Source organism: Streptomyces sp. CA-135486 (assembly GCF_050936555.1).
Lineage (GTDB): Bacteria > Actinomycetota > Actinomycetes > Streptomycetales > Streptomycetaceae > Streptomyces.
The window spans coordinates 506,005-521,101 of the sequence record NZ_JBNJMM010000001.1 but is presented as its reverse complement, the minus strand read 5'-3'; the positions used below and the strand labels follow the sequence as shown (position 1 = coordinate 521,101).

General features: G+C 66.1%; 14 protein-coding genes. 8 read left to right on the top strand and 6 right to left on the bottom strand.

What is annotated here, in order from left to right:
* Positions 1–817 precede the first annotated feature (817 nt).
* The gene (locus ACQEVG_RS02510) at positions 818–3,598 is read left to right on the top strand and encodes a helix-turn-helix transcriptional regulator (RefSeq protein ID WP_432976289.1); all 2,781 of its coding nucleotides are present in this window, start codon (positions 818–820) and stop codon (positions 3,596–3,598) included.
* 59 nt (positions 3,599–3,657) lie between these two features.
* Here ACQEVG_RS02510 and ACQEVG_RS02505 read toward each other — a convergent pair whose 3' ends face one another.
* Complete coding sequence (locus tag ACQEVG_RS02505) at positions 3,658–3,831, bottom strand: hypothetical protein (RefSeq protein WP_432976286.1); 174 nt, start codon at positions 3,829–3,831, stop codon at positions 3,658–3,660.
* A gap of 630 nt (positions 3,832–4,461) precedes the next feature.
* On the opposite strand from ACQEVG_RS02505, the gene ACQEVG_RS02500 reads away from it, so the two are divergent.
* From ACQEVG_RS02500 to ACQEVG_RS02490, 3 genes are all read left to right on the top strand, one after another.
* Positions 4,462–4,641: a hypothetical protein gene (locus tag ACQEVG_RS02500; RefSeq protein WP_432976283.1), complete on the top strand. Its 180-nt coding sequence runs from the start codon at positions 4,462–4,464 to the stop codon at positions 4,639–4,641.
* Between the two features lie 312 nt (positions 4,642–4,953).
* A complete protein-coding gene (locus ACQEVG_RS02495) occupies positions 4,954–5,367 on the top strand; it encodes a DUF6069 family protein (RefSeq protein WP_432976280.1) in 414 nt (137 codons plus the stop codon).
* A 141-nt stretch (positions 5,368–5,508) separates the two neighbouring features.
* Entirely contained in the window at positions 5,509–5,769 is a 261-nt protein-coding gene (locus ACQEVG_RS02490; RefSeq protein WP_432976277.1) for a hypothetical protein, read from the top strand.
* Between the two features lie 1,599 nt (positions 5,770–7,368).
* Here the strand turns inward: ACQEVG_RS02490 and ACQEVG_RS02485 are convergent.
* Together ACQEVG_RS02485 and ACQEVG_RS02480 are read right to left on the bottom strand one after the other, a co-directional pair.
* On the bottom strand, positions 7,369–7,605 hold the full coding sequence (locus tag ACQEVG_RS02485) for a DUF397 domain-containing protein (protein WP_432976274.1): 237 nt from the start codon (positions 7,603–7,605) through the stop codon (positions 7,369–7,371).
* Positions 7,606–8,466: a helix-turn-helix domain-containing protein gene (locus ACQEVG_RS02480; protein ID WP_432976271.1), complete on the bottom strand. Its 861-nt coding sequence runs from the start codon at positions 8,464–8,466 to the stop codon at positions 7,606–7,608.
* Between the two features lie 193 nt (positions 8,467–8,659).
* Here ACQEVG_RS02480 and ACQEVG_RS02475 point away from each other — a divergent pair, with 193 nt between their 5' ends.
* Complete coding sequence (locus ACQEVG_RS02475) at positions 8,660–8,926, top strand: hypothetical protein (RefSeq protein WP_432976268.1); 267 nt, start codon at positions 8,660–8,662, stop codon at positions 8,924–8,926.
* A gap of 304 nt (positions 8,927–9,230) precedes the next feature.
* Here ACQEVG_RS02475 and ACQEVG_RS02470 read toward each other — a convergent pair whose 3' ends face one another.
* Positions 9,231–10,553, bottom strand: coding sequence for a hypothetical protein (locus ACQEVG_RS02470; protein ID WP_432976265.1), 1,323 nt, complete (start codon positions 10,551–10,553; stop codon positions 9,231–9,233).
* Positions 10,554–10,797: 244 nt separating this feature from the next.
* On the opposite strand from ACQEVG_RS02470, the gene ACQEVG_RS02465 reads away from it, so the two are divergent.
* From ACQEVG_RS02465 to ACQEVG_RS02455, 3 genes are read left to right on the top strand one after another with little or no spacing between them, the layout of a single operon-like run.
* The gene (locus ACQEVG_RS02465; protein ID WP_432976262.1) at positions 10,798–11,013 is read left to right on the top strand and encodes a cold shock domain-containing protein; all 216 of its coding nucleotides are present in this window, start codon (positions 10,798–10,800) and stop codon (positions 11,011–11,013) included.
* 8 nt (positions 11,014–11,021) lie between these two features.
* Positions 11,022–11,792 (top strand): aminoglycoside phosphotransferase family protein, encoded by a 771-nt coding sequence (locus ACQEVG_RS02460; RefSeq protein WP_432976259.1) that lies wholly within the window; start codon positions 11,022–11,024, stop codon positions 11,790–11,792.
* 56 nt (positions 11,793–11,848) lie between these two features.
* The gene (locus ACQEVG_RS02455) at positions 11,849–12,136 is read left to right on the top strand and encodes a hypothetical protein (protein ID WP_432976256.1); all 288 of its coding nucleotides are present in this window, start codon (positions 11,849–11,851) and stop codon (positions 12,134–12,136) included.
* A 26-nt stretch (positions 12,137–12,162) separates the two neighbouring features.
* Here the strand turns inward: ACQEVG_RS02455 and ACQEVG_RS02450 are convergent, their stop codons facing one another.
* Together ACQEVG_RS02450 and ACQEVG_RS02445 are read right to left on the bottom strand one after the other, a co-directional pair.
* Entirely contained in the window at positions 12,163–12,864 is a 702-nt protein-coding gene (locus tag ACQEVG_RS02450) for an adhesin (RefSeq protein WP_432976253.1), read from the bottom strand.
* A gap of 247 nt (positions 12,865–13,111) precedes the next feature.
* On the bottom strand, positions 13,112–14,926 hold the full coding sequence (locus ACQEVG_RS02445; protein ID WP_432976250.1) for an MFS transporter: 1,815 nt from the start codon (positions 14,924–14,926) through the stop codon (positions 13,112–13,114).
* Between the last annotated feature and the right edge of the window lie 171 nt (positions 14,927–15,097).

The window sequence follows — 15,097 nt, the reverse complement described above, 5'->3', positions numbered from 1 at the left end:
ATGTCTGACCAGGCACGATGCACCAGAAAGGCCCCTCGGAGGTGATCTCCGAGGGGTTTTTGGCCTTGCATGGGAACGAATGGGAACGCGCCGTCAGGCAGCGTCCTCCGTGGGAACGCTTGGCGTCTCCACCGGTTTCGCATCGGCCTTCGCACAGTCGGCGCAGGGGTTGCGAGCCTCCGGCCCCGAAATCTGGGGCTGGCACGGCCGCACCCTCAGCAGCCGCGTCGAACACCCTGACCGAGGCCACCTGCTGGCTCAGTTGCGTAGGTGGGCCAGGACGAGCTGGGCCTGCCGAAAGCAGCCCACCTTGCGCAAGCGGGGGTTCAGTTCCACACCTTCGGGCGTAGATGAGCCGGGAAACATACTCAACGACCTCAAGCAGGAAGTCGAGCATGGCACGATACAGGACCAACAGGGCTCCTGCGTCAAGATGTTGGCGAGTGCAATTACCAGCGAAACGATCAGGAGCCCTGCCGCGTACGGATCCTGACCACCAGCCGCCATCACCCGGGAACCACTGGATGAGAAGCGTTCAGTAACCCGGCGGGCCCTTCTACATCCCAGTCCCCGGAGCGGGGGCCGGCGGTGCGGCAAATGAGATCGGGTCAGGTGCGGCGAGGCCGCCTCCGCGAAAGCTGGAACATTAGGGGCGGTTCAGCTGCCTGTCACAGCAAGCCATCGCTTTACCATGCTGTGGATGGGATTCTGTGATCAAGGTCGCTGTCCCCGCAGCAGCCGAATACACACCAGGGCTGTGGCATTGAATTAATAACCACAGTATACTTAAGCGGCTACGTGATCTGGGAGGGTGGTCATGATAAGCAAGCCCCGTGATTTCTTCGTCGGACGGCAATCCGAGCTCGATGAACTCAATCAGTGCGCACTACAGGCGCAACAAGGGAGACCTTGGCTCATTTGGGTCCGTGGTGAATCTGGCGCAGGGAAGACAACACTTCTCCGCCATTGGCTACGCAATGACGAGGCGCAAGTATTCAGGGTTCTGACGGCACGATGCGCCTCATCCGAGCAGGAACTTCCATATGGGCTCGTCGAGCAGTTGCTGCGAAAGGTAGAGCCATCCCTTTTGCGGGGATCTTTTCTTGAGCACGGCACTGTCCCCGAGAACGCTGCCCCTTTCCGTGTCGGCGCGCAGCTTTTGGAAGTGCTGGGGCTTCTTCAATCGCAAAGTCCAGTTGCCATAGTCGCAGATGACATACAGTGGGCGGATCGCAACTCCAAAGAGGCGCTCGGGTTTGCGCTGCGCCGACTGGAGGCCGACACAGTCATCACGATCCTCTTGCTCCGAGGGGCCAGCGAAGAAAGAATCGAGGATTCTCAGGAACCCTTGATCGACGAAGGTGTTGACAGGGTATGTCACGTGCCACTTTTCGGATTCTCTATCGAAGAGGTTTCACATCTCGCCGAGCATTCACTTGACCAGGTGGATCCGCATACTGTAGAGAACCTTGTAAATCTCACTCGCGGGAACCCACTCTATGTCCAGATGCTAATCCGAGAACTTGAGCGCACGTCTGCAGTCTCACGCCCAGAGAACACCGAATTCTCCCCGTCCCTTGCTTCCGTCATAAGCCATCAATTGGCGAATGTCCCACAGGCGTCGCGTCGCCTTGCTGAAGCTCTCGCTGTTCTGAACGGTCGCATTCCTCTACTGAAGGCGGCAGCAGTCGCAGGAGTTTCCGAACCATCTATCGCCATGGGGCCTCTGCTGGCGGAAGGGCTCGTCGAATGGATTCGGGGAGACCCCGCAGCACCCGTCGCAATCCGACACGAACTGCAAAAATCGGCAATCTACGCATGCCTGTCACCGGTCCGGCGAAAAGAGCTTCACGTCAAGGCAGCAGCAGTTCTTCCCCGTGACGCTTCCTGGGAACACCGAGTAGCTGCAGCGGACTCTGTAAACGGCGCACTCAGTCATGAGCTGGAAGAGGCGGCCAACGAGCAGTTTCATCTCGGCAACGTCAACCGCGCAGCGACTCTGTGGCTATGGGCTGCAGATGTGGCAAGCTCCTGTACAGAGCACGAACACTTGCTTCAGTTGGCCGCGGCACACTTGCTGTGGATCGACGAATTCTCACGGGTAAAACCACTACTGGTCGACATACAAGCTTGCGCTCCGTCTCCCATGCGTGACCTCATATTGGGTGCCTACGCGGAGAGCCGGGGGCGTTTGAACGAGGCTGCGCCTCTGCTAGCCAATGCATTGGATGCCGAAGAACGATCAACCGGCCCTGAGCGAGTCAAAATTGCCGGCATGGCTGCCAGCTGGCTTGGTCTTCTTGAACTGCTTCGCGGAAATGGACCGGCAGCCGTAAAGGCATTCGAGCGTGTTCCGTCCATCAATGATGTCAACTCGGCGATTACATACCGAGCGAAATCTCACTTGGCCTTTGCGCATGCGTTCATTCATGGACCTCGGGCGGGGCTAAATAGCCTAACCGAATTCCTTGAGTCAGGTGACGACGCCCATCACTTTCTCTCCTTTCCTCTGATGTTCCGAGGGCTCTTGCATTCTTTCGCAGGAGAATTGAACGCGGGCATCCGTGACATTTCCCAGGCACTTCACATGTCGCGTCTGAGTGGACGACCGACGATGGACGAGTTCGGATTCGTATGCCTTTCTTCCGCCCAGTTTTTGCTCGGGAAGTGGGACGAGTCCTCAGTAAGCGCGAGAAACGCGTTGATCATTTCCTCCAAACGTGAAAAGCCGTGGGCTGCAGCCATGGGACATGCGGCGCTGTCACTCACCTTTAGCGGTCGCGGTGATTTTGCGCAGGCTCAGGAACATCTCGACATCGCACAGGCCGAACTCAGCAATTTTGCACCCAGCTGGGCAGTCCCTTTCACCCACCTTGGGAATGCAGTGCTCGCTCACGCACAATCAGACACCAAGCAGCTATTGTCAATCCTTGAGCCGCTCACCCGTCCCCCTCTGTCGGGTCCTGCTTCACACTTCCAAGCATGGTGGCGCGCGCTCTACACAGAAGCTCTTATAGAGAACGGTCGCTCATCAGAAGCAGAAACAGAACTAAGGTATGTGCAAGAACTTGCACGAACAGCACCCTACCTGAGGCTTCCAGCCGTATGGCTTCACGGTAAGTATTTGGAGTCCTGTGGCGACAAATACGGGGCCATGAAGATTTATCAGTCGAAAGTAACCCAGCCGAGGGACCCCGATGACTCATTGGTTTACATGTCCCTCATCCAGCGGTCCCTAGGAGGCTGCCTCAAATCCATAGGCCGTGTTTCAGACGGCGATGTGTGGATCGGGCGCGGAGAGGGCACGCTAAGTACGCTGGGCGCCAGGCCGTACATCGCGAGCGCTTCACAGTTGCACAAATCGGATCTGCTGGCCGACCTCACGCCGCGAGAACGGGATATAGCTCATCTCGTTGGCCGCGGAATGACCAACCGGGAAGTCGGAACAGAGCTCTTCGTAAGCGCGAAAACGGTGGAGTATCACCTGGGGCACATCTTTGCAAAACTCAACATAATTAGTCGGCGGCAACTACGTGATCTGATCTTCGATCCACCGCGCGTGTTCCGATCTTCGACTTCGGGTGGGCCTGCGTGGTGATGCTTCGGTGCCTGGGCAGCGGTCGGGGCGGCGTCGTACTGGTGGTTTTTCTACCTTGATCACGTGATGCCCAGGGCGGACGGCGGGCGAGTGGCGTCGCGGGCGGCATAGCGGAGTGCGGCGGCGAGGTTGGTGCGGTCGGCGAGGCGGAAGGTGGCCCCGAAGCCGCGGCCGCGCTCGACTTCACCCAGCTGCGCGACCGAGTCACCGCTGCGGCCGAGGGAGATGAGCACGCCGCACCGGCGAGGTGACCGGTTCTGTTGGCCTCATACTTCTCGAACGAGATGCATCCGACGTGGGCATCGGGGAATTGCGGAGGCGTGCCGGACGGAGGGTGTACGGGCTGCCGCTCACGTCGAGTACGGCAAGGCGTTCCAGGCCGAGTACCTCGCCACACAGCGGCTGCACAAACGGCGGTTCCAACTGCGTGGCGAGTCAGGTGGTCGTCGTCGCCTCCGGCAGGCCGCAGAAAAACCGCTTCCTGGCCCATCTGTGCGGCGCTGTCCGATGCCCCGGCGCGTCCCGCCTGTCCGGGCAGTGATGCTCGGGGACGCAGGCCTCACGTCGTACTCCGGCGGGGAGCGCATCGGTGGGGGCCGGGTGCTGATCAGGAACCTCGATCCTGCAGGGCCGGGCCCGGGCCTGACCGCCAAGTACTTCGCCCCGGTTCTCGCAGTCACTCGAAGTGCCCGCTGATGCCGGGACGTTCCTCTACGCGGCAGCGCAGCTTCTTCTCAATTTGGGATCCCTAGTCCGCCGGGGTGTGCGACTAGGGAGAACCCCCGATGTGCCCTTATACGCGGAACGCCTAGAAAGGAAGGCGAGGAACCGGGAACCGCTAGCCAACTCAAGGTTTGATCATCATGTACGCCTGGACCGACCCTGACAGCCACCCTCTCTTCGACGTCCGACCCATCCTGATGCTGGTCGCCTTCCGGCCGTCGTACGGCACAGCGGGCCAGCCCGGCTCGCTCGGCTGCCTACTTCCGCACCATGCCCAGACCTCCGGTACCGCCCGCCGCGTTACGGCACGGTCGCGTTGAACGCGCGCCGAGCGCGGCACCCAGGTCGCCGTCACCGACGGCTCGCGCAGCCTGCCCACCCTTGTCTCAGCCCTGCATTTCGCTCGTCTCGATCATTCCGTGGGTCCCCGGCATCAGGGACGTGACCCTGGGCATTTCAGTGCCAGCGATCACCCCTCCGGTTCGGCGTGCTCATCACCCTCGGCCGCAGCGGTGAAGCCTGCGGACAGCACGGCAGCCCACTTCCTCCCCGAACTCCCGACGGTGCACCGCGCTGTCGAATCCTGCCGCACGGCGGCGGGACCGTACTCCAACGCATGACGGAGCATTCCGATGACCACCCCGCCCACCCGCCCGGCCACCCCGGACCTGCGCCGCACCGCATACGCGATCGGCGGCGCTGTCCTGGCCACCACCCTGCTGTGGACCGTTGCCCACATCCTGGGCATCGAACTCCGCATCGGGCCCGGCGGCGGATGGCCGAACCAGGCCATCGGCCTGCCCCTCGTCGCCGGCAGCACGCTCGTCGCATCCCTGCTCGCCTCAGCGACGCGAAAGGCACTGGACCGGTTGACCGACCCGACCCCGACCATCTGGACCCGACTGGCCGTCACCGTACTGCTGGTGTCACTGGCGCCACTGACGTTCGTTCAGGCGTCCGGCGGCGCCAGGGCCACCCTGGCGCTGATGCACCTGGCCGTCGCCGCCGTACTCATTCCGCTCCTGGCCCCCAGAAACGCCGATTGACCCAGGACATGGCAACAAGCCGAAGACACCCCATCGATCCACTGACTGGCCGCGCTACCGGCCCCAAGAACCGGATGCGGAGCCCTGGGGCATTCGCTCTACGTCACGTCTACCGGCTGTCCGCCGAATCGAGGTTCCGTCATGTCTGCTGCCCGTCTGATCGGGGCTCTGGTCCCCGTGTCGCTGCTGGTGATCTCTGCCGTGGGTACCTGGTGGGTGCTGCGCCAGGAGCGTCGCCGGCCGTCGTCGTACACCCGCCGTGGGGTGCCGGTGCATCTGGGCGGTGAGCCGTCGCTGGAGGAGTGGCGGCAGATGTCCACGGAGGCGCAGGCCGCGTACGACACGGCGGTGCTGGACACTGCCGAATCCGCGGAGGCGACCGCGGCTCGGTTGGTGGATTGACACGCCCCCTCTTCCATAGGAGTGGAACACCCCCGCGTCCTGCGGCTCCCGACCACGGAGCCGCAGGACGCGGCGTTTCACAAGCCGGCCCACAGCCACCGGTCCGAACCCGCGGCAATCCTTCGAGCCGAGGAACTCGAGGCACGGCAGGCCGCAACGCTCGCCAACACGCGCCGCGCCCTGAGGAACCAGAGGGAACGACTCCAACGCGCCCAGCAACGCCTGGCCGCAGAAGTCGCCGCCGTACGGCAGTTGTGAGGAGCCGGGAGGCGGCCCAGGCGGAGCAGTTCCGGTTCCGAACGGGACGGCTGAACGAGTCGTCTGCTGTCATTGCACCTCTCTGTGGAACGCGTGGAGGGGCCCTGGTGCCGTATGGCACCAGGGCCCCGAAGGAACTGCTACACCATCTGCCGACCCTGGTACTGCGCCGACCTTCTGTGTCCGCATGCCCACCCGGGAGAGGACGGGGAATGCGGGGATCGCGGTTGCTTGACCGGAGACCACCTCACTATCGATGTCCTGCGGTACCCGGACTCAAGAGCTCCGCCCGGGCGATCCTGATGGCGCGGGGCTCCTCCGTTCTTCCCTCTTGATCAACTACTTACCAAACGGGAACTGCGGAACTGCGTACTGCTGGTACTACGAACTGCTCGTGGCCTCGAACAGCGCCACTCTTCGGCAGCCAGCCCCGTCGCCCGTCCTGCATCTGGTCTGGCTTAGAACCCCACTGCCGAACCTCCCGGCACACGCGCCCGCAGCCGACGCCTTTACCGAGGAACCACTGACAACCGCACTGCTGGTACTGCGAACTGCACTTACTGAACTGCTACTGCCGGTACTGCTCACGGCGGCCCCTGATCATTGCGGGCCACCCGGTCCGGCCGTCAGTCCCGTCGCCATCCTGCAACCGCCCTGGCTTCGGAACTCCACCACCGCACCGTCCTGCTCACTGCATGTACTGCTCCCCGCCAGTTCGTCTCTGCCGGGCCCGTACTGATCTCGGCTACGAGAGAAACCATAACCACGCCACCGCTCAATGTCTACTCCGGCCGACACAGATTTCTGTGCGTCGGCCAGAGAGATAGTCGACCTCAACCGCAGAAGGAGCACGCGGCGGCCACACTCCAGCCGGGGCACCCGCTCCAAGCAGCGCCGTTACGCCGGCCTCGACTCCGCGAACACCACAGCCTCCCCGCCTGACAGTGAGGATGTCCGTGAGCGTTCCCTGGCGGGGTCTGACCCACCGCCCGCCCTGCCGCTCGTCAGCAGATCCTGGAAGTCCTGCTGTCGAGCAGCCTCCGGCCGGAACGGATTCAGCACACATCAGAACGGGAAACCCCGCGAACATGCGAGAACCGTCAGAGAAAACTCCCAAAGCGGGTGTCGCAGGTTCGAATCCTGCCGGGGGCACCAACGCAGAGGTCCCGGACCGATCATGGTCCGGGACCTTTGCCCCCTCTCCCTGAGGCGTAGCTTGTGGGCGCTCCTCAGCCGACGGCGATTCGCAGCCGCGTGTGTCGGCCGAGGGCGCATGGGCCATATGTCCCCATCAGGCTGCTCCCGCCGGGGGCCGCGACAGACTGAGTCGCCTGAGCCGAGTCACCTGACCAGAAAGTCTGCCTGCCCGGACTTGACCCCCTGGATGAACGCCTCAATCTCATGGGTGGTGTAGATGAGGGCGGGGCCGTCCGGGTCGGCGGACTGACGCACCGCGACCCGGCCGTCGGCCAGCTTCATCGTCTCGAAGCAGTTTCCGCCGTTGCCGCCGCTCCACGGCTTGTGCCAGCCTTCTTCGCCCAGTTCGGCCGCAGGCATGCCGTTGTATATGCGGTCCATTCACAGCTCCTTGCGGAGATCCTTGAGGATCTCCTCCGTGCGTTGCGCAGTCGCGGCCTGGGCCGCCATGCGGTCCAGAACCTCCAGATGCGAGGCAATCTCGGGGCGGGCGTCCAGGTAGACGGCGCCGGTGAGGTACTCGCTGTAGACCATGTCCGGGAGCTCGGGGACGGCGAACCGGAAGAGGACGAACGGCCCGTAGGTGCCGGGGTGATGTCCGGTCGCGAACTCCGCGATCTGCAGGGTGATATGGGGCAGCCGGGCCCATTCGAGCAGCTTGTCGATCTGTGCTCGCATGACGCCGGGGCCACCGACGGGCCGGCGGAAGACCGTCTCGTCCATGATCACCCAGAAGGTGGGTGCGTCGGGTCGGGTGAGCAGAGCCTGTCGTTCCATCCGCAGCGCCACATGGCGCTCGATGTCGGCCGGGTCGGCCTGCCCGACGGCTCCGCCGATCATGATGGCCCGGGCATAGTCCTCCGTCTGCAGCAGACCGGGCACGAAGTGCGGCTCATAGGTCCGGATGAGGCCGGCGGCGCCCTCCAGACTGACGTACATGCTGAACCAGCCCGGCAGGACGTCGTGAAAGCGCTGCCACCAGCCGGGCTTGTTGGCCTCCTCGGCGAGTTCGATGAAACCTCGGGCCTCGTCGTCAGTGATCCCGTAGGCGTTCAGCAGCAGCTGGACATAGGGGATCTTCAGCGCAACCTCGGCGGTTTCCATCCGGCGGATGGTGCCTGCGGTCACGCGAAGGACCTTTGCCGCTTCCTCGCGCCTGAGCCCGGCCCGCTCCCGCAGATCCTGCAAGCGCTTGCCGAGAACGACCTGGCCCACCGTGGCGGCGGACCGAGGTTCACTCACTTCGATACCTCCCCCGTGTGCTGTTGCGAGCAGTGTGCCACGTTTTCCGCCTAGATGGATATGACACTCTGAATTTTGCAGAGTGCTCTTGCCAAGGTGACTATTGCGGCGGGAGAGTGGTCCGGTGAACCGTGAGGCGCCCGAACCCGGGGCCGTCTCCGTCGGCGACTCAGTCGCCGCGAGAAGGGTTGGCATGTCCAGTAACAACAACACGTCGGCGGCCCCCGGTACGGAGTCGCGTACCGGTGTCGGTCGCTTCGGCATTGCACACGCGGTGGTGGTGACCGCCTTTCCGCTCGCCGGCAGTGCGCTCGCCGTGACGGGGATGCCAGTCGCCGACGTCCTGCAGCTGCTGGGCGGATGCGGTGGGATCGGCGCCGGCGTCGTGCTGATCATCACCGGCGGCCGCAAGGCCGTGGTGGCGATCGCGCAAGGCGTCCTCAACGCCAACGCCAAGTAGGCCCACGGTCATTGGGCGGCTCCAGACCGATCGACATCACCCGGCCCGCCCACGGCGCTCTCGCCGCCTGCTGCGGGAACAGCGCCGCGCAGCACGCCAGGCGTATCAGATGCGCGCCGTGAACACCGGCCTGTCCGAGGCGCAGCACCCCCATCTGCGCCTCCCGAACGGTCACCCACCGCTGGAGGTCATCGCCGCCAAGGCCGGGAAGCAGCCGCCCAAGCCAGAAGGCAGCCCTCCCCGTGTCTCGCACGGCCAGGGTGAATATCGCCGAGCTCCGGCCTCGGCAGCACGCCGACCCGGCTCAGGACTTGCCGAGCTTCAGGTCCCCGATCACCCCGATCCGGATGCCCAGCCACGGATAGGTGTGGTTGTAGAAGATGTTGTCCTGCGGTTGCAGTCCGACCGCCGAGGGCCACATCTGGAAGGCCGGGGCGTTGGAGATTCCGCCGTGCAGTCGCCGCCAGACCCGCACGGAGTTCCCTCCGGTGGGGGGCGGCGTGATCGTGTCGGTCCACTCGACCGCGTTGCCGCCCTGGTCGAACGTGCCCCACGGCGAGGTGGTCCGCGCCTGGCCGACCGTGCTGAGGCTGCCCTCGTAGAGGTCGGCGTAGGTGAAGGGGTCCAGCCCGAGCGGGTTGACCGTGGCGCAGGTGTCGGGATCAAGCTGGCCCGGGCACCAGGTCGGGGCCGGCTGGTTGGTGGGGTGGTACGAGGCCAGTGGCTGGGTCGCCGCGTTGGTGACATCGCCGGTGGTGGGGTTGAGGACGGTGGGGTTCGGGGCGGTCGCGTCGCCGTCGCCGAAGACTCCCGGGTTGGTCGGGTACTTCCAGTAGGAGTAGGTGCCGCCACCGCTCGGGTCGTAGTAGGCCGCCTTGATCCACTCGTTCTGGCTCGGCACGACGAAGCCGGAATCGTGGGCTCGGGTCGCGTTCCGCCGGGCCAGGTCGTACATCCCGCGCTCGGTCCGTGTCGACAGTCTGACCCGGTAGGTGACGTAGCTGAAGCCGCCGTTGCGGCCGGTCTGCCGGGAGATCACCCGGCCGTTGTAGAGCGAGTTGACGAAGCGCGCGGCCCCCAGGAAGTTCGCGAAACCGTACGGCTTGTTCGCCCATTCCGGAAAGGCCACCGAGTAGTGGCGGCCGTTGCCGGCCCGGGCGGAGAGGTTGATCTGGCCGTACTTCGGCCATGCCGACGAGCTCTCGGTGTCGTCAAAGAGACCGAGGCGATTGCGTCCTTCGGGATCGACGGTGTTCAGGAACGCCACCCACTGTGCGACGGTGACCTCGAGCTGCCCGATCTCGTAGGGGTATCGGACACCGCCGACCGTCAGACAGGGGGTCGAGGACTGTGGAGCATCGGCGCACGACTCGTAGATGGCGTCCGTGAAGGGGACAATGCCGACCGAGGGGTTGCCGGGCTCGCCGACCTTGGCGGTCGTGAGTGTGATGACCGCGCCCTCACGGGATGGGGGCTTTCCGGGGGGATGCGGCTCGGCGGCAGCGGCACTGGAGCCGGCGATCGCGCACGGCGCGAGCAGCGCCGCTACCCCGCATGTCGCTACGACGGCCCTGCGGAGGCGAGTGCGGCGGGAAACGAAGTGCATGTGCATACCCTTTTCGGCCATGGCAGCCCGCTCCTTGGCACGGCACAGCGCGGAGCGGCCCGACGATCACACAACGGTTGACGTCACGCTAGCCCCGCCAGCCACTCTCCGCTTCCGCTGCATCACGGGAAGTCACCGTAACGCCGTACTCCCGGCAGCGGGACGCCCCGGCTCTCGGTCGCCACGGGCGCGAGAGTGAACTCCCAGGGGCCATCACGTGGAGCCGTTCGGAGTATTCGACACCGCTGCGCGTAGGGTTCCCCGCATGGCGACAGCGACGGTCCGCGAGTGGCACGAGGAAGAAGGCTGGGGCGTTCTTGACTGCCCCGAGACGCCCGGTGGTTGCTGGGCGCACTACTCAGCACTGGAGATGGACGGTTTCCGCAGCCTCACAGCAGGGCAGAGTGCCGAGCTGGAGTGGGAAGCACCCGGCTTCAAGCAGGACGGCTACGACTACCGGGCCGTACGGGTCGTCCCCTGACCGGGCACATGGCGAACGAGGACATGCTCCAGGACGGTGCACACCGACGGGTGGTGCGCGTCGGCGACACGGTCCGCAGGCCCGTCCAGCCGTGGACGTCGGCCGTTCATGAACTCCTGGGGCACTTGGCGGCGGTGGGATTCCCGTACGCGCCCCGGCCCCTGGGGTTCGACGCCGAGGGCCGGGAAGTCCTCTCGTACATTCCGGGCGAGTCCGGCCCGCACGGCTGGGCCGAGGTCGTGGACGACGAAGGCCTGTGCGCCTTCGCAAGGCTGTTGCGCGCGTACCACGATGCCGTCGCCGACTTCACGCCGTCTGCCGGCACCGCCTGGGCCGTGGGCCCGGGAGCCCCCGGCGGCAACGAGCTTGTCTGCCACGGTGATTTCGGCCCCTGGAACATCGTCTGGCACGGCAACCGGCCCGTAGGAATCATCGACTGGGACTTCGCCCGCCCGGCACCGCGGCTGCACGACGTCGCGTATGCGCTCCAGTACGTCGCCCCGTTCCGCGATGACGCGGAGTGCCTCCAGTGGCTGCGCTACCCGGCACCGCCCGATCGCCGCGAGCGCCTGGAGCGGTTCTGCACGGCCTACGGCCTGTCCTCGACCGACGGTATTCTCGATGCCGTCATCAACGGCCAGCGGGAAGCCGCAGAGCTGGTCCGCAGGCTGGCTGAGCGGGGGCATGAACCACAGGCCACGTGGGCTGCCGAGGGCTATCTGGGGGAGCTCGGCCGGCGGCTTGCCTGGAGCGAAGCCAGTCGGCACCTGTTCGAGTAACACCTCATTGCGCAAAGCCGGGGTTACGGAGCCCGCTTCGGGCCTAGGGTCTGCCCATGAGCCAGTACGCCACAGCGATACAGGACCAGGCAGAGGAACACGAGCACTTCGGGCCGAGCGGGCACGACATCCGTCAGCCTGTCCGCGTGCATGCGGTTCGCCGGCCCGATCCCGGCGGCACGGGGTGGGCAGAGGCCCGGACCATGTGCGGGCGGCCGGCGGCCGGGATGGAGAAGGCCGTGCACACCGCTCCCGATCCCACCGTATGGCACGCGCCCAGGTGGGACCTGCTGAAGTGCGGCGCCTGTGACGAGGCCGTGCGGGCCGCCGCGGCACAGCGTTAGGCCGTGCGGGCCGCCGCGGCACAGCGTCAGCGCGTGCACTCCGCCCGCATCTGCGCCACCGCGTGATGTGCCCCTTCGCGGCCGGCACCGAAGTCCTTGCCGCGGTCGACCAGCTGGACCGCCAGCTGCTGGTTGCGGACCGGGATCTTCGCCAGGGTCAGGCCGCGGCCGCGCAACAACGTCTGGTTGACCTCGAACGACCTGATCGTGCTGTCCTCGTCGTCGGGGTCCGCCAGGACGTGGTACGTCGTCGGCTCGCCCGCCACGTCCAGGTCGCGGGGGGTCTTCGGGACGACCACGGCCACCGAGCAGGTCGTATAGCCGCTGCCCACATACCAGGACCATGTCGCCCTGCCGTTGCCGTCCTTGGTCGCGCTGCCCGACATGGGGATCGCGGTGAAGCTGCCGTCGCAGCCGTCGCCCTTGTGCCCGCCTGTGCTCACCGTGTACCAGCCGTCGAAGCCGTCGCTGAAGCGGCCCGTCTCGCGGTAGCGGCCGCCGCCGGTGCAACCGGGGCCCGCCCAGGCGGAGTACTGCGGCGAATCGGACGGCGAGGTGCCGGGCGCTTCCGTGGGGGCGATGCGCCGCGGCGGGCCGCCGAGGCCGCCCGCGTCGAAGTCGGAGCCGGAGTCGTCGGACGCGTTCGCCGAGCTCGGTTCATCCCCAAGCAGCGTGACCGCCGAGACGACCAGCGCAAGGACGGCCAGCACAACCCACCCGGCCAGCATGATTTTTCCGGTACGGGAGAAAAGGGAGATGCGTCCCGAAATCGTCTCGCCGGCCACCCAACACCCGCCCTGGGATCGGTCTTTCACGACGTCGCCACCGCCCGGCGCGCTTTCCGGGCATTGCCGCCACCGCATCGTTCGCATCCCATGTCGCACCTGAACCACTAGACCAACTGCTCGGTATGCCAATCCCGTCCACTATGCAGCAGCAGCCCGGACCGAGGTAGGCGTTAACGCCGGTAACGGCTCAGCGGAGCTCATCTGGGCACGGAGTGCCACGCGGCAGCTGGTACGGAGCCGCCAGCCGGTACACCCCCGGCGCGGGCGCGAGCAGTTCGGTCCACTCGTCCCCCTCCGTGTCCTCCTTCGCCTTCAGCAGACAGCCGTGGAGATTGGTGAAGTCCTTGGGCCCGTCCTCGCGCTCCTTCGACTCCTGCGTCTCCTGCGGGCCCTTCACCTTCTTGCCCTGGTCGTCGACGATGCTCAGCCACGGCGAGTACGGCACCCGGATCAGCACCCGGCCCGCGTTCTTCACCTCGATCGTGAGCTCGCCCGCGCCCGCGTGGTCCACGGTCGCCGGCGGATCGGCCAGCGGAATCGGGTCCTTCACCGCGAACAGCTGCCAGTTCTCGTCGCCCCAGACCCGCGTCAGATACGGCTGCCCGTCACGAACAAGCTGCGCTTCCTGCTTGGCCCCGCTGGAGTCGGGCGAGCCCTTCGGCAGCACCACATAGTGGACCGCCCACCGGTCCAGCCAGGCGCGGTAGCCCGCCGAGGTCAGCGTCTGGTCGTCGTCGTAGAAGAGCGGATTGCGCTTCATGTCCGCCTGCCGGTTCCAGCCGCGGGCCAGATTGACGTACGGCGCGAGCGCGGACGCCTCGCGGTGGCTGCTGGCGGGGACCACCTCGACCCGGCCACGCTCGGCGCGCAGCTGCTGCAACCGGTTGACCAGCGGGGCGAGCTCACGGTTCCAGGACGCGGCCGGAGCCGTACGCACCATGTCGTCCACGGCCTTGAAGCCGATCCAGAAGTTCAGGCCCGCGAAGGCGATGACGAGCGCGTACCACTTACGGGACTTCGGCACGGCGTACGGCAGCGCCGCCAGCAGCACCACGCCCGCGAAGAGCATGGGCAGCCGCGAGACGTTCGAGCCGATCTGGGAGTCGATCGCCCAGGTCAGCAGGGTGCCGAGGGAGTAGACCGCCGCGGCGGTGCGGACCGTGCGCCACTGGTCCGGTACGAGTACGAGGACGAGGACGCCGAAGAGGAACGGCAGCGAGGTCGACCAGAACGACATCGGCTGCGTACCGGAGAACGGGAAGAGCCAGGCGGACAGCGCCACGACCACGACCGGGGCGAGCCCGAGGGCGTACGCACCTGGTCTGCGCCGGTTCAGGAACAGCGCCGCCGCGACGACACCGAGGAAGAGCCCGGCGACCGGACTCGCCGCGGTGGCAAGGCCGGCGAGCGGGGCGGCGGCGGCCGCCTTCGCCCAGCGTTTTGCCCTCAGGCGGTGCGGCCAGCAGAAGACCGCGGCGACCGCGCCCAGCGCGAACATCATGCCGAGGCCGAAGGTCACCCGGCCGGACAGGGCGTTGCAGAGGAAGGCGAAGACACCGGCGAGTGCGCAGGCCAGCGGGTTACGGACGGCGCGGACGCGGACCAGGATCAGCGCGGTCAGGGCGGCCGAGACCGTTCCGGCGACCATCATCGTGGAGCGGACGCCGATCAGCGACATCAGATACGGCGAGACGACGCTGTACGAGACCGGGTGCATCCCGCCGTACCAGGCGAGGTTGTACGCGGAGTCCGGGTGACGGCCGACGAACTCGGCCCAGGCGTCCTGGGCCGCGATGTCGCCGCCACTGTTCGCGAAGAAGAAGAACCAGAGCAGGTGGACGAGCGCGGCGAGAGCGGTCGCGAAGAGCACGGGGTGGCGGGTCAGGCGGTCGCGGAGGTCGGCGAGCGGACCGGGATCGGCGCGGCCGGGCACGGGCGGCCGTATTCGCAGCCCGGTGTCGGGGCTGGTGGCGCCCGCCCGTGTCGGCTCAGCGGTGGTCACTGCGGCTCTCCCCGTCTTCCCCGGCTGTGCCGTTGTCCCCCGGCCTGCCCAACCTCCGACGTGCTGCTGGCTGTTGTGCTCACACGCTCACACTGAGGTTCCACACTCGAAGACGCTGTCCCGGCGCCTTGGAGTTGCCCGGGACGCTAGCACGCGGGCGTCCCGGAGGCC